Origin of the sequence: Corynebacterium felinum, from assembly GCF_030408755.1 — a bacterium.
In the GTDB taxonomy this organism is placed as follows: domain Bacteria; phylum Actinomycetota; class Actinomycetes; order Mycobacteriales; family Mycobacteriaceae; genus Corynebacterium; species Corynebacterium felinum.
Window position 1 is genome coordinate 1,584,039 of sequence record NZ_CP047209.1, and the last position, 14,745, is coordinate 1,598,783.

Genomic DNA, 14,745 nt, shown 5'->3' on the forward strand with positions numbered 1-14,745 from the left:
GCAGCCCTCTCACACCACCGTACGTGAGGTTCATCGCATACGGCGGTTCCTTACACCAATACAGAGTATTGACTGTGCTTATAGTTCCAATACGCCACGGCTGATACGAGGTTCTGGTCATTCCAATACGCATTAGTAAGCGTGGTTGTAAGCACCCACGAGCCAGCGATACGCCAGTAGGACTTACTGGTATTAGCCCACTCATAGGCCTTTTGTTTATCCACACCCAAGCGGCAGAGGTTCCGTATCCGCGTTCGGATACGTTTCCACTGCTTCCATACGCACATCCGCAGTCGACGACGAAGATGCTCATCCAGCCGGTTAAGAAACACCTTCGCATCCGCCAACGCGAAATAACCAAGCCATCCACGCAAATATTTGTTTAACCGGTCAATGCGATACTCCATCGACACCGACCACGATCTTGCCGTAAGCTCTTTCACTCGGGCTAAAACCCTCACCTTCGTGGCCTTAGTAAGTCGAAACCGATACTGATCACCACGAACCAGATAGAACCCATAGCCTAAAAGCTCCGCCTTAATCGCATGACAAATAGTGGACTTCTCCTGATTAACCCGCAGCTTTAACTTCCCCTCCAGAAACTTCCCAGACTGGGCAAGCGCACGCTGCGCAGCACGCTTGGAACGAACAAAGACCCGAATATCATCAGCATAACGAACAAACTTCGTGCCCTTAGATGCAAGATAATGATCAAAATCATCCAACATGATATTGCTCAACAACGGCGATAACGGTGACCCCTGCGGAGTCCCTGCATCACTACACCGAACAACACCATCAGCCATAATCCCAGCGTTTAAATACGCCCGAATAAGCTTCAACACGCGCTTATCGTCAACCTTACGAGCCACCCTCGACATCAACATGTCGTGATTAACCGTGTCGAAATACTTCGACAAATCAACCTCAACAACCCACACATACCCCTCGTTAAGAAACCCACGTGCGGTCTTTAACGCCATATGTGCGCTACGTTGAGGCCTGAAACCAAAAGACACAGGCACAAACCCCACATCAAAGATAGGCGTAAGTACCTGCGCGATCGCCTGACAAATCACACGATCAACAACAGTCGGAACACCAAGCATACGCCAACCACCCGAAGGCTTTGGGATCATCACCTCACGAACCGGCAACGGCTTATACGTTCCCGCGTCAAGACGCTCACGAATGCCACTCCAGTGTTCGCGCAGATAAACGTCAATATCCTCAACACCTACCCCGTCCACACCAGCAGCACCCTTATTCGTCTTAACCCGCTCTAATGCAGTGCGGAGATTGCCACCTGAAAAGACTTGATTCCACAGATCAGCACCCGCACCAGTTGACACTTCCCCTACATCGGCAGACACACAACTAGGCACACCATGGCTATCGTCGGGATTCACCCTATCCTCCCCATAATGCCCACACACACGTGGTTGGCAGCTTTCACCGTTATGCATAACTACAATCCAGGTTCCATACTCAACAATGTAAAGTTCAGTCCTTCCTCGCTCACCCACCATAAGGGCTACCGCGGACCGCGGTGTCTCCCACGAGTACTATGACCTCGGCTGACTCCTACCACACCAACCCACAACAGGGCTTACCACACCTACTTGGCATAGTCTGTGACAGGCCTCCCCGATTAAGAACATGCTCTTTCCTCCTACAACCGCCACATCTACGCACTAACCACTTCGATGGAACGGGCTTCGACTTCTTCGGCAGCCTTACCCAGATCAGCGCGCCTTATATGTGATTCGTATACCTCGGTGCAGGATTTCGCTTGAAGCTTCCTCCCCACAACACCTCACGATGCTGCAGTTGCCATCAGCTACATAGTTAAACCACCTTCACTATCAGGGACTCACACCCTTAAGAACATGCCCATGTCGGGCGAACCGAAAATGCCACCGGGAAAAAATTCACGGTGGCATTTTTCTGGGCTAACGTTTAATACCCCGAATCAAAAACCACGGCGATCCCGACACAGTCAACACTGTCGCAAGTACCCAATTTCGCTTCTTCCCTCGAATCCGATCAGCAGGCAAATGATACAAAAAATGCCACGCAGCAAGCTTAGCCACGACGTCGAAAAGTATCAGGCCACACACCGCCTTCTTCATCTTCGGGCTTAACGTAGTCAATTCTGTCAACGAAACGCGCACGCGCCACTCCTTTCCTGTCAGCCGGGCCAACCCCAGCTAACCTCACGCTACCAGTAACAACCTCCACCATAATAACCACCGCAATACCCGCACAAAGCGCAAGAAAAATCACCGCAGCAGCCTGACTATACAACCACATCGACCCCAACAACACCGAACCGCACAACCCACCTAAAACCTGCGATGCCGCCAACCTCGCCCCACTCGCAGTACGCAGACTTGCCGGAAACACAGTCACATACTGCAAACCCACCGCGCTCGCCCACAAAAATACCCCCACCAAGCTCACATACAATTGTGAACTCAACACCACCACAACACTCAACAACGCCACGAGTGGCAACGCAACAAAAGCCCACACCCCCATTCGGCCTCCGACACGCATCGACGCCCACACAACTACCCCCGCAGCCGCATACACCAACCCCACACCCCACACAGGAAACGAATGCAAACTGACCAAATGCAGAGCAATGAAACCAAAACTCACAACAGATGCCGACACTAAACCCGCAGCCCACCACACTCCAGGATTTTCTTGGAGGGGATGCGATGGCACAGATGGCGCAGCATAAGAAACGTCACGTGACATAAACCGCACCACCACAGCTGCCCCCGCAACCGCAATGCTGGCTAAAGCAAGAAAATGCAGATCAGGGGCCAACCATAACCCCACACTTGCACTCATCGCCCCTATAAACGCCGCATAGTGCATATGCAACAGCGAAAGCGAACCAAACGCAAACACCAGCCCTGCAATAATTCCTACGTGACCACCGAAGAAAAGAAGCGGCGCTGTTGCCGCGCACAACCAGAAGAAGAACTGCCGCACGGTGTGGCCGTCGATAAGCATGTACAGGGCGGCGCCAAGACCGAAGCCCACTCCCACCCAGAACGGGTGCGCCCCAAATTCAACAAGCATGGGGCCAAGATAAGGGCGGATAAGAGCAGATAAAAATATGCCGAACAGGGCAATCACGCTGAGTGTAGCTCCCCGTTCGGCACAAATCATAAGTGATATTTTAGAACATTTCTATGATAATTCAACGATTTCCATATATTCGTCGTTCCAGAGATCCTCATCCCCATCCGGCAACACAATAACCCGCTCCGGCTCCAACGCCTGAACCGCACCAGGATCGTGCGTCACCAACACCACAGCACCCTGATATGTGCGTAGCGCATCCAGCACCTGTTCGCGCGAGACAGGGTCCAAGTTGTTCGTCGGCTCATCCAACAACAACACATTCGCCCGCGACGAGACCAAACCCGCCAACGCCAAACGAGTCTTCTCACCACCCGACAAAGTACCCGCCGGCTGATCCAGCTGCTCACCCGAAAACATGAACGCACCCAAAAGCCCGCGCAAATCCTGCTCGCCCGCCTCCGGACACGCATCAATAGTGTTCTGCCACACCGTCTTCGCAGGATCAATCGTATCGTGCTCCTGGGCAAAATACCCGATCTTCAAACCATGGCCAGTCACAATACCGCCCTCGCCATCGGTACGCTCAACCCCAGCAAGCAACTTCAATAACGTGGTCTTACCTGCACCGTTATAGCCCAACACCACAACACGCGAACCCTTATCAATCGCCAGATCAACACCAGCAAACACCTCCAAAGACCCATACATCTTCGTCAGCCCAGTCGCATTCAACGGAGTCTTACCGCACGGCGCCGGCTCCGGGAACTTAATCGCAGCCACCCGATCCGCCACACGAACCTCATCCAAACTGCCCATCATCCGCTCAGCACGCGCCAACATTTGCTTTGCCGCCGCAGCCTTCGTTGCCTTCGCCCCCAAACGAGCAGCCTGATCCTTTAACGCCGCAGCTTTCTTCTCCGCATTCGCACGCTCACGACGTCGACGCGCCTCATCCGTTGCACGAGCATCCAAATACTTCTTATAGCCCATGTTGTACACATCAGCTTCAGCCCGCACCGCGTCAAGGAACCACACCTTGTTACAGACATCCTCCAGCAGCTCAACATCGTGGCTAATCATGATCAAACCACCCTCATGCTTAGCCAAAAAACTACGCAACCACACAATGGAATCAGCATCCAAGTGGTTCGTCGGCTCGTCGAGAAGCAAAGTTGTCTGAGACTTACCTGAACCCGCTGACGCCGCAAACAAAATCTGCGCCAACTCCACACGACGACGCTGACCACCCGACAACGTCTTCAACTGCTGATCCAAAATACGGGCAGGCAAACCCAAATTATCGCAAATCTGGGCGCACTCAGCATTCGCCTCATACCCACCCAAAGAATGGTACTGCTCCTCTAACCGGGCATACTTCCGAATCGCCTGATCCCGCTTCCGATCATCAACAGTCGTCTCCATAATCTCCTGCTGACGATCCATACTCCGACGAATCTGATCCAAACCACGCGCACTTAAGACACGATCCCGCACAGACTGCTCAATATTCCCCTCCCGAGAATCCTGCGGCAAGTACCCAATATCCCCCGAACGAACAACCTTACCCGCGAAAGGCTCAGTCTCCCCCGCCAAAATACGCATCGTCGTAGTCTTACCAGCACCATTACGGCCCACCAGACCAATACGATCCCCAGGCTGCACACGCAAATGCTGCCCCGGAGCCAAAAGAAGGGTGCGAGCACCCACGCGAACCTCAAAATCATTGGTCACAATCACAAGGGGAAATCCTACCAAACCCCCAACAAAAGCCCACCATCCCCCAAAAAGCCACCAAAAATCACTAAATTAAGAATTTTCACACACTCCCCTCCCAGAAATCTTATTAACCTTGCGCGCTGTTTCTGGCACAGATAGCGTAACCATTATGAGCTCGATCCAAACCATGCTTCGCACCCGCGCCGCCCAAGAAGCAGTGCTTTTAAGCGAAATGGCCGCCCACCAACTCACCGCGGCCGACATCGCCGACTGGGCAGAGCTCAGCCAAAAACAAGCACGCCGCCTGTTATGGGTCATAAAGAAAATCCCTGTCGACGTCCTTCACGCCAACACCACATACGGACTTGGTTTTTCCAAGATGGACATCATCGCCTCCGCATTAAACAAATGCCGCGATGAAAACGCAAACCTCAGCGAACTAGGTTTACGCATGCTCGATCACGGGCGAACCGTCACCTGCGACGAACTGAAACAACACGCAGAAGCAATGATGGAAGAAGTCAACGCAAACCACTTTCGCCCACACCGCGCTCGGCTCGCCTTCAACCGAACCCCCAACGCAAACGACCAACTATTCTTCCAAGGCGCAGGACCATCAACCATGGTCGCAGAAATGGAATCAATCCTCGTTGCCGAAGCCCACGAATACCGCGCACAACGACCAGACCAAGGAATCAAACTCTCCCAAGCCCTCTTCCACGTGCTCTACAACAAAGTGTGCGCAGCCAGAGACTACGATGCTCTACTCGCAGCCCAATTCTCGGCGGGGGAAACACCCACCACAGATCACTACCTGCCCTACCGTCCCTGCTACGTTCTCGTCCTCGACCCCACATACCGCTACCATGCAGACGGAAAAGCCATGACAACGGACGGTTCACTAATCCCCCTCAAAGAACTAGCCGAACAGCAACTCAACCCCCTTGGCTACGCCGTAGTCTACGCACTCTCGGAGGGTGGGGACTACGAACACGTCGCCACCTACGGCACCCGCCGCTTTTTCACCGACCACCAGCGCTTCGTTGGTGCACTTGAGACGCCCTTGTGTGCGCATCCGGCCTGCGACCGCAAAGCGGTCAACTGCCAAGCACACCACATTCATGCGTGGGCGCGAGGCGGCGAAACCTTGCAAACAAATATGGTGCCGTTGTGTGCTGAACATAATGGGCTTAACGACGACCTCTCCGACGTCGTCAAGCACGGCAGGATCGAACGGTGCCCGAAAACAGGAATACCGGGCCTACGAAGAAGACCCGGCGAACCGCTCGATTTCAACCTCAACCCACTGATGCGCAAAGGAATCAGAAAATATTTGGCGGAGTTGAGATGGGCGCGAGAATAACCCCTCCCAGAAATTACACCGAAAAACCAAGGGCGCGAAGCTGTTCGCGGCCTTCTTCGGTGATCATATGAGGACCCCACGGCGGCATCCACACCCAGTTCAACGTGAGTTTCTCAACAACCCCGCTGCCGACAACAGCAGACTGTGCTTGATCCTCCAACACGTCGGTCAGGGGGCACGCAGGGCTGGTCAACGTCATATTGATGTGTGCTTCGTTGCCGTTTTCGATCCAAATGTCGTACACCAAACCCAAATCAACAACATTGATACCAAGCTCAGGGTCGATCACATCACGCATATATTCTTCAACATCGGATGCCTTCGCCAAATCCTCCGGGGACTGCTCGGGGATCACTTTTTCTTCCGCAGGGGTGTTTTCTTCACTCATTCACTTTTCTCCAATGCTTCAGATGCAGCTGCTTGGAAAGCTTTCCAACCAAGGAGCGCACATTTAACGCGGGCGGGATACTTAGACACGCCAGAAAACGCAATCCCGTCACCGATAATGTCATCGTCACCAGCGTACTGGCCGCGCGACGTGATCATCTTTTCGAACTCTTCAAGCTTCTCCAACGCAGCAGCCACAGGCTGCCCGATAATCTCATCAGCCATGACCGACGTCGACGCCTGAGAGATCGAACAACCCTCAGCATGGTAGGACACATCGGTGACAGTAGACAGGTCGTCGGAAAGCATCACCCGCAAAGTCAGCTCATCGCCACACGAAGGATTCACATGATGAACCTCGGAGAGGAAAGGTTCCCGCAAACCCGCATGCGAAGGGTTTTTGTAATGATCAAGAATCACTTCCTGATACATCGACTCTAGATTCATGAAAAATCTTTCTTTACTTCATCAACACCAAAAAACGCACGCGCCGCCCGCACAGCCGCGATAAAAACATCCACTTCCTGCACAGTGTTATACAAATAGAACGACACACGCGCAGTCGACTGTACACCCAAACTCCTATGCACTGGCCAAGCACAGTGATGGCCCACACGAATGCACACACCATGATCATCAAGCAACTGCCCCAAATCATGCGGGTGAATCCCCTCAACGAGGAAACTAATCGCGCCCCCGCGATTCTCGGAGGAGGTAGGGCCCACAATCCGCACTCCCGGAATTTCTTGGAGTTTCTCCAAAGCGTAGCTTGTCAGCGTGTGTTCATGATTGGCGATTGCATCCATCCCAATTTCTTGGAGGAAGGAGACAGCCGCGCCCAAGCCGACGACCTGGCTGGTCATTTGGGTCCCTGCTTCGAATCGTTGCGGCGGGCTGGCGTAGGTGGAGCCTTCCATGCTTACCACTTCGATCATCGAACCACCGGTCAAAAATGGGGGCAGCTGCTTAAGCAGGTGTGCTTTTGCGTACACGACACCCACTCCGGCAGGGCCACACATTTTGTGCCCTGAGAAGGCTGCGAAATCGACGTCGAGGTCGTGAAAATTGGTCGCCATGTGGGGTACTGATTGGCAGGCGTCAAGTACGACAAGTGCACCAACCTTGCGGGCACGCTGCACGAGCGTTTCGACGTCGGCAACAGCACCAGTCACATTGGACTGGTGTGCGAAAGCGACGACCTTGACGGTGTCGTCAAGTTCGAGGGAATCATAGTCGATTCGCCCCTCCGGGGTTGCCTTATACCAGCGGAGTGTTGCGCCGGTACGGCGACAGAGTTCTTGCCAAGGGACAAGGTTGGCGTGGTGTTCAAGTTCGGTTACGACGACGGTGTCCCCCTCCGAGACGCGAAGAGAGCCGGCTCGATCGTCGCCGAGGGTATAGGCGATGAGGTTAAGTGCTTCGGTGGCGTTTTTGGTGAAAGCGATTTCGTCGTAGTCGGCGCCGACGAATTCTGCAATGGCACTGCGTGCGTTTTCGTAGGCGTCTGTTGCTTCTTCAGCCAGCTGGTAGGCCCCGCGGTGTACGGGTGCGAAGGTGTTGAGTACGAACTCCTCTTCAGCTTTCCATACTCGTAGGGGCCGTTGGGAGGTGGCGCCAGAATCTAAGTAGACCAATGGTTTATTCCCGCGAACTGTCCGGTTGAGGATGGGGAATTCTGCGCGGATCGCGTCAGTATTGAGCGATCCATCGGAATTTACGAACATTGGTTACTTGATCCTTAGGTATTTTTCTCGGAGGGGGGTTATGCCAAGAAGCGGTCGTAGCCGTGCGCCTCAAGCTCGTCGGCCATTTCGGGGCCTCCGGAGGCTACGATTTTTCCGTCTGCGAAGACGTGGACGTAGTCGGGCTTGACGTAGTTGAGGATGCGCTTGTAGTGGGTGATCATGAGGATGCCGCCGTTGGTTTCTTCTTGGTAGCGGTTGATTCCTTCGGAGACGATGCGCAGTGCGTCGACGTCGAGGCCGGAGTCGGTTTCGTCCATGATGGCGAACTTTGGCTTCAGGAGATCGAGCTGGAGGACTTCGTGGCGCTTCTTTTCGCCACCGGAGAAGCCTTCGTTGACGGAGCGTTCGGAGAAGGATTTGTCAATGGCGAGCTTGTCTTGGGATTCCTTTACTTCCTTGATCCAGTCGCGCAGTTTTGGTGCTTCGCCGCGGATGGCGGTTGCTGCGGTGCGCAGGAAGTTGGCCATGGAGACACCGGGGATTTCGGTTGGGTACTGCATGGCAAGGAACAGGCCTGCGCGGGCGCGCTCGTCGACGTCGAGTTCGAGGATGTTGACGCCGTCGAGAAGCACTTCACCGTCGGTGATTTCGTAGCGTGGGTGACCTGCGATGGTGTAGGAAAGGGTGGACTTGCCGGAGCCGTTGGGGCCCATGATTGCGTGGGTTTCACCGGATTTGATGGTGAGGTTGACGCCTTTGAGGATCGGCTTTGGTTCTGCGTTTTCGTCCGCAGGCAGGACTTGTGCGTGCAGGTTGCGGATTTCGAGTGTGCTCATTGTGTGTTTCTTTCCTTTTTGCGTTTCGACGCCGGGGCTAGGCGTTGGCTTTCTTTGCTTGGAGGGATTCGAGTTCGGCTGCGACACGGGATTCGAGTTCTTCTCGGATCTCTGCCACGGGGATGCGTCCGATGACTTCGGAGAAGAATCCGCGGACGATGAGACGGCGTGCTTCTTCTGGTGGGATGCCGCGGGAGCGGAGGTAGAATTCCTGCTCATCGTCGAAGCGTCCGACGGTTGCTGCGTGACCTGCACCTGCGATTTCGCCGGTTTCGATTTCGAGGTTAGGCACGGCGTCGGCACGTGCGCCTTCGGTGAGTACGAGGTTGCGGTTTGCTTCGTAGGTGTCGGTACCTAGAGCGTTGGAGCGGATGAGCACGTCACCGATCCATGCGGTGTGTGCTTCTGGTTTCCCGGAGGTGGGGTCTGCTTGGAGTGCGCCCTTGTACAAGACGTTGGAGCGGCAGTTGGGTACTGCGTGGTCGACGAGGAGTCGCTGCTCGAAGAACTGGCCGTCGTCGGCGAAGTAGACGCCAAGCATTTCTGCGTCGCCGCCTGGTTGGGTGAATTTGACGCGTGGGACGATGCGCACGACTTCGCCGCCGAAGACGGCTGCGGAGTGGCGCAGGGTTGCGTCGCGTCCGAGGATGGCGGTTTGTCCTGACATGTGGACTGCGTCGTCGTTCCAGGATGCGTCGACGATGACGGTGAGCTTGGCGTTGTCGCCGATGACGAATTCGACGTTGTCGGCGTGGGTGCCGGTGCCGGTGTAGCGCAGATCGACGACTGCTTCTGCTCCTGCTTCGACGTCGATGACGAGGTGGGCAAAGGTTGTGTTATCAAGGCCTGCGCCTTGAACTTTGATCGCTACTGGGGTCTTGTTGACCGAACCAGCGGCGAAGCTGAGCACCAGTGCGTTTTCGGCCGAGGTAAAGGCTTGGGCGCCGACGCGGTCGACGGCTTTGCCGGAACGGCCTACGAGTGCGTCAGTGCGGGAGACGATCTGGGTGGTTGCACCCTCGACCGACTCCGGGATTTCGACGTCGATGATCGGAGCGATGGGCTCAGCGAAGGTTCCGTCGTGGAGGCCGCGCAGGCGGCGGAGGGGGACGTAGCGCCAGACTTCGTCTTTGCCGTGGGGTACGGCGAAGTCGTCGACGTCAAAGGAGGTGAAGAGGTCACCTTTGGTGTTGTGAACGGTTGCGTTCTTGACTGTTTCAGCCATGGCGGTTAGCCCACCGATCCTTCCATCTGCAGTTCGATCAAGCGGTTGAGTTCAAGGGCGTACTCCATGGGGAGTTCCTTGGCAATGGGTTCAACGAATCCGCGGACGATCATGGCCATTGCTTCGTCTTCGGCGATGCCACGAGACATCAGGTAGAACAGCTGTTCTTGGGAGACCTGAGTAACGGTGGCTTCGTGACCGAGGGAGACGTGGTCGTTGCGGATGTCATTGTATGGGTAGGTGTCGGAGCGTGAGATGTTGTCAACCAACAGTGCGTCGCATTCGACGTTGGAGGTGGAGTGGTGCGCGTTCGCATTGATGCGCACGAGTCCGCGGTAGGCTGCACGTCCGCCGCCTCGTGCCACCGATTTACTGACGATGTTGGAGGAGGTGTAGGGAGCCATGTGAACCATCTTGGCACCGGTGTCTTGGAACTGTCCTTCACCGGCGAAGGCGACGGAAAGAACTTCGCCCTTGGCGTGTGGGCCGGTCATCCATACTGCTGGGTACTTCATGGTGACCTTTGAGCCGATGTTGCCGTCGACCCATTCCATGGTTGCGCCTTCTTCGCACTTGGTGCGCTTGGTTACTAGGTTGTAGACGTTGTTCGACCAGTTCTGGATGGTGGTGTAGCGGCAGCGACCGCCCTTCTTCACAATGATCTCGACGACTGCGGAGTGCAGGGAGTCGGACTTGTAGATTGGTGCGGTACAGCCCTCAACGTAGTGCACGTAGGCGTCCTCATCAACGATGATCAGGGTGCGTTCGAACTGGCCCATGTTTTCAGTGTTGATGCGGAAGTATGCCTGCAGTGGGATGTCCACGTGGACACCCTTCGGCACGTAGATGAAGGAACCACCGGACCACACTGCAGTGTTTAGTGCGGAGAACTTGTTGTCGCCTGCTGGGATGACGGTGCCGAAGTACTCGCGGAACAACTCTGGGTGCTCTTTGAGAGCGGTGTCGGTATCGAGGAAGATCACGCCTTGGCGTTCGAGGTCTTCGCGGATTTGGTGGTAGACAACCTCAGACTCGTACTGTGCGGCTACACCTGCGACGAGGCGTTGCTTTTCGGCCTCGGGGATGCCGAGGCGGTCGTAGGTGTTCTTGATGTCTTCGGGGAGTTCATCCCAGCTGGTTGCTTGCTTTTCGGTGGAGCGAACGAAGTACTTGATGTTGTCGAAGTCGATTCCCGACAGGTCCGCTCCCCACGTAGGCATGGGCTTTTTGTCAAAGATTCCCAGTGCCTTGAGGCGTAGCTCCAGCATCCATTCTGGTTCGTTCTTTTTGGCGGAGATGTCGCGGACAACATCTTCGTTCAGGCCGCGGCGTGCGCTTTGGCCTGCGACGTCTGGGTCGTGCCAGCCGTAGTTGTAGGGGCCGATTGACTCGATGATCTCGTCGTCGGTGGTTGGACCGCCGGTGGTACCAGATGGTGCCTGGGTCATTAACCTAGCTCCTTTCAAAGCTTCTTGGTGTGAGGTGTCTTCTCTGTTCCGCGTGGGCGGGGTTTGTGGATGGGGATTAGCGGTATGTTGGTTGTGCATATCCCGTGCCCGTCAATGATTTTGGCGAGCGGTTGTACGTGGTGGCCGAGTAGTTCGGCGATGGCCTCGTGTTCCGCTTCGCACAGTTCTGGGAATTGTGCGGCGACGCCGGATATTGGGCAGTGGTGCTGACAGATTTGTACGCCGTGTCCTGCTTTGGTCACGGTGGCGGCGTACCCGTTTCGGCTGAAGGCATCGACGACAGCTTGCGCTGCTTTTTCGATGGAGTCTTCGCCGCCGTCGTCACGCTTGTCGATGTCGGCAACGATCGCTGCGGCCCGTTTACGCGCAAACTCGCGTACTGCTTGGTCTCCCCCGGTTTCTCTGAGGGTGTGCAAGGCTTGGGCTGCTAGTGAGTCATAGTCGTGTCCGAAGTGGTTTCTGCCTGCTGCAGTCAGTCGGAAGGCTTTGGCGGGGCGTCCGCGTGAGCCTTGCTGTGCTGTTTTAGGTCGGGGTGGTGCTAGTTCTGCTAGTCCCTCCTCCACAAGGTTGTCTAGGTGTCGGCGTATTCCCGCCGCGGATAGCCCGAGAAGGCTGCCCAATTGCGTGGCGGTGATGCTTCCGTGGCGGAGCATGGTCAGCATGATGGTTCGGCGAGTTTCGCCGTCGGTGCTTCGGTGCTCGACTTGTGGGTGTTCGGCCATGGTTGCGTCACCTCCTTGCGTGATGGGGTTTGTGTGCTTAGCGGATCAGATAAACACCTTTAGACAACACTAGTGTTCCCTAAATCCAGTGCAACTTACAACCCAGCATTTTACCTATGGCTCTCACCTTGATTATTTAGGGCACCCTATATAAAAATTTTGCCCCTGAATGGTGTCAAACAATTGATTTTTAGCCACGCTTTTTCACGGTATTTTTCTCAGTTTTTAGGGCGCGCGTGGGTGCGTGTGTGGGAAGTTTCATGGATTAGGGCGGGTTGGGCGGGTGCGGGGATGGTGCTTTTACTAGCATGGCTTGTGTGATTGATGATCAGCGCAGCGATTCTGCGCAGCCACGGCCTCGAACCACAGATGAGAACTCCTGTTCCGGGGATTCTGCTTCTGATGGTTCTGCTTCGGCGTTGCCGCTCAAGCGCGTGTCATGGTGGAGGCGTGCGTGGGGAATCCTGCCCCAGGTAGGTGCTGCGGGTTCACGTTCGGCACATTTACATGTGGCTGAGGATGAGTTTGGCGATGATCTCAGCCGCTATGACAATGTGTCGGTTCTGGTGAAGGCTGCCAGTGGTGTCGATTTGCTGACTCCTTCCCGGGACGGTTCCGTCATTCCTTTCGGCACACTCCCTGAGAGCAAGTCTAAAAACTTGACTCGCCCGGAATCGCGCCGCGGTTTTGTGTTCCCTACTTTGGGTTATCAAGAGTTGCGCCGTTTTGCTTTCCTTAGATGGCTTGGCACATTGGGCGCATTGCTGCTGGGTTTCGGCGCATTAGGCGCTGGGGCGATGCCGGTGGTGAACTCGCCTTATGCGGAGTTTCCTGGCGGCTCCTTGATGTGGCGCATGCTGCAAACTTCCACCATGTTGTGTTTTGTGGGAGTGAGTTTGATTGTTGTGGCGTGGTTGTTAATGGCGCCGTTTACTGGTGTTGCTTTACGACGCGGGCATGTGCGCACCGGTGTGATCAGTATGTCGATGATGCGACGTACATTTTTGGTCTGGAGCTTGCCTATTGTGGCGAGTGCGCCGATGTTTACTCAGGATATTTATTCATATTTGGCCAATGGTTCGATCATTCGGCTTGGGTTGGATCCTTATTCGGGTGGGCCTATTGATTTGTTGGGCACTGAGAATGTGTTGGCGCGATCGGTTCCGTTTATTTGGGCGCACTCCTCGTCTCCTTATGGTCCTGTGGCGTTGGGTGTTGCGGCGATTATTTCATGGTTGACTAACGACAGCATTGTTTTAGGCGTGATCGCTCACCGCATTACTGCCATTGCTGGTGTTGCCCTTGCTGGTTGGGCTGTGGTGCAACTAGCGCGTCGTTGTCGGGTGATTCCGCAGGCGGCGTTGTGGTTAGGGATCTTGAATCCGTTGACAATCTTGCATCTTGTTGGCGGTATTCATAACGAGTCCATTTTGTTGGGTTTACTACTAGCCGGTGTGGAGCTGGGTTTGCGGGCTGCTGATTATTTGCGCTTGGGCTTATTTTATCGCGCGTGCTGGCTGCTTGTAGCGAGTGGTTTTTTGATTTCTTGTGCCGGAATGGTCAAGGTTACAGGCTTTATCGGTCTGGGTTTTATTGGGATGGCGGTTGCTCGTTCAATCAGGTTACGGGAGCATTCTGTTCTTCTCAGCTGGATTGTAGCGATACTCGCCCAAACTGTTTTGTTGTGCGTGTCGGTGGCGTTGGTGACCTGGATGAGTGGCATTTCGTTGGGCTGGATCAGCGGGCAAGGTGGTGCGGCAACGATTCGTAGTTGGATGTCGATGTCGACTGCCATTGGCGTGGTATTTTCGTGGGTTGCTGAGCAATTGGCTTTGGGTAATCATTCGGATGCGATGCTTGTGGTGACCCGAATGGTCGGTATTGCTATTGCGGGGGTGTTTATGGTGCGCATGTTGTTGGCAACTTACGCGGGCCGAATTCATCCCGTGGGTGCTTTGGGGGTATCTACCTTCGTGATGGTGATTTTCTTTCCGGTGGTGCACCCGTGGTACATGTTGTGGGCTATTTTGCCTTTGTCGGCTTGGGCGAACCGGGAGCTGTTTAGGGGTGCGGTTATTGCCTATACATTGGTGTTGAGTTTCTTTGTGCTCCCCCGCGGTTTAGGTTTACCACCTACAACCGTTCTTTCGATTTATATTGCCTCCATCTTTGGATTCGGCATAATTATCGGATCTTCGTATGTCATTTTGAAGCGTCGGGGCGTGATTGGCCTACACTAG

At 54.8% G+C, this 14,745-nt stretch carries 12 protein-coding genes; 2 read left to right on the plus strand and 10 right to left on the minus strand.

Annotated features, from left to right (window positions below; translation table 11 throughout):
• Window positions 1–50: 50 nt before the first annotated feature.
• The 3 genes from ltrA to CFELI_RS06830 all read right to left on the minus strand — a co-directional run bounded on the left by ltrA (window position 51) and on the right by CFELI_RS06830 (window position 4,839).
• Complete coding sequence (gene ltrA / locus CFELI_RS06820) at window positions 51–1,373, minus strand: group II intron reverse transcriptase/maturase (protein ID WP_290258968.1); 1,323 nt, start codon at window positions 1,371–1,373, stop codon at window positions 51–53.
• Between the two features lie 712 nt (window positions 1,374–2,085).
• On the minus strand, window positions 2,086–3,186 hold the full coding sequence (locus CFELI_RS06825) for a hypothetical protein (RefSeq protein ID WP_277105643.1): 1,101 nt from the start codon (window positions 3,184–3,186) through the stop codon (window positions 2,086–2,088).
• Window positions 3,187–3,207: 21 nt separating this feature from the next.
• Window positions 3,208–4,839 carry an ABC-F family ATP-binding cassette domain-containing protein gene (locus CFELI_RS06830; protein WP_277105642.1) on the minus strand — a complete coding sequence of 544 codons (1,632 nt, stop codon included), beginning with the start codon at window positions 4,837–4,839 and terminating at the stop codon, window positions 3,208–3,210.
• Between the two features lie 148 nt (window positions 4,840–4,987).
• On the opposite strand from CFELI_RS06830, the gene CFELI_RS06835 reads away from it, so the two are divergent.
• Window positions 4,988–6,181 carry an HNH endonuclease signature motif containing protein gene (locus tag CFELI_RS06835; protein WP_277105641.1) on the plus strand — a complete coding sequence of 398 codons (1,194 nt, stop codon included), beginning with the start codon at window positions 4,988–4,990 and terminating at the stop codon, window positions 6,179–6,181.
• Between the two features lie 13 nt (window positions 6,182–6,194).
• Here CFELI_RS06835 and CFELI_RS06840 read toward each other — a convergent pair whose 3' ends face one another.
• Genes CFELI_RS06840 through CFELI_RS06870 form a run of 7 tightly spaced genes read right to left on the minus strand, consistent with a single transcriptional unit; the run spans window position 6,195 to window position 12,505 of the window.
• The gene (locus tag CFELI_RS06840; RefSeq protein ID WP_277105640.1) at window positions 6,195–6,569 is read right to left on the minus strand and encodes a metal-sulfur cluster assembly factor; all 375 of its coding nucleotides are present in this window, start codon (window positions 6,567–6,569) and stop codon (window positions 6,195–6,197) included.
• Window positions 6,566–7,015 (minus strand): Fe-S cluster assembly sulfur transfer protein SufU, encoded by a 450-nt coding sequence (gene sufU / locus CFELI_RS06845; protein ID WP_277105639.1) that lies wholly within the window; start codon window positions 7,013–7,015, stop codon window positions 6,566–6,568. The genes CFELI_RS06840 and sufU overlap by 4 nt, the downstream gene beginning before the upstream one ends.
• Window positions 7,012–8,292 (minus strand): cysteine desulfurase, encoded by a 1,281-nt coding sequence (locus CFELI_RS06850; RefSeq protein ID WP_277105638.1) that lies wholly within the window; start codon window positions 8,290–8,292, stop codon window positions 7,012–7,014. The genes sufU and CFELI_RS06850 overlap by 4 nt, the downstream gene beginning before the upstream one ends.
• 38 nt (window positions 8,293–8,330) lie before the next feature.
• Window positions 8,331–9,089, minus strand: coding sequence for a Fe-S cluster assembly ATPase SufC (gene sufC, locus CFELI_RS06855; protein WP_277105637.1), 759 nt, complete (start codon window positions 9,087–9,089; stop codon window positions 8,331–8,333).
• Between the two features lie 37 nt (window positions 9,090–9,126).
• The gene (gene sufD / locus CFELI_RS06860) at window positions 9,127–10,314 is read right to left on the minus strand and encodes a Fe-S cluster assembly protein SufD (RefSeq protein ID WP_277105636.1); all 1,188 of its coding nucleotides are present in this window, start codon (window positions 10,312–10,314) and stop codon (window positions 9,127–9,129) included.
• 5 nt (window positions 10,315–10,319) lie between these two features.
• Entirely contained in the window at window positions 10,320–11,762 is a 1,443-nt protein-coding gene (gene sufB / locus CFELI_RS06865; RefSeq protein ID WP_277105635.1) for a Fe-S cluster assembly protein SufB, read from the minus strand.
• 14 nt (window positions 11,763–11,776) lie between these two features.
• Entirely contained in the window at window positions 11,777–12,505 is a 729-nt protein-coding gene (locus tag CFELI_RS06870; RefSeq protein WP_277105634.1) for a helix-turn-helix transcriptional regulator, read from the minus strand.
• 419 nt (window positions 12,506–12,924) lie between these two features.
• Here CFELI_RS06870 and mptB point away from each other — a divergent pair, with 419 nt between their 5' ends.
• Window positions 12,925–14,745, plus strand: a complete 1,821-nt coding sequence (mptB, locus tag CFELI_RS06875; protein WP_374724773.1) for a polyprenol phosphomannose-dependent alpha 1,6 mannosyltransferase MptB — start codon at window positions 12,925–12,927, stop codon at window positions 14,743–14,745.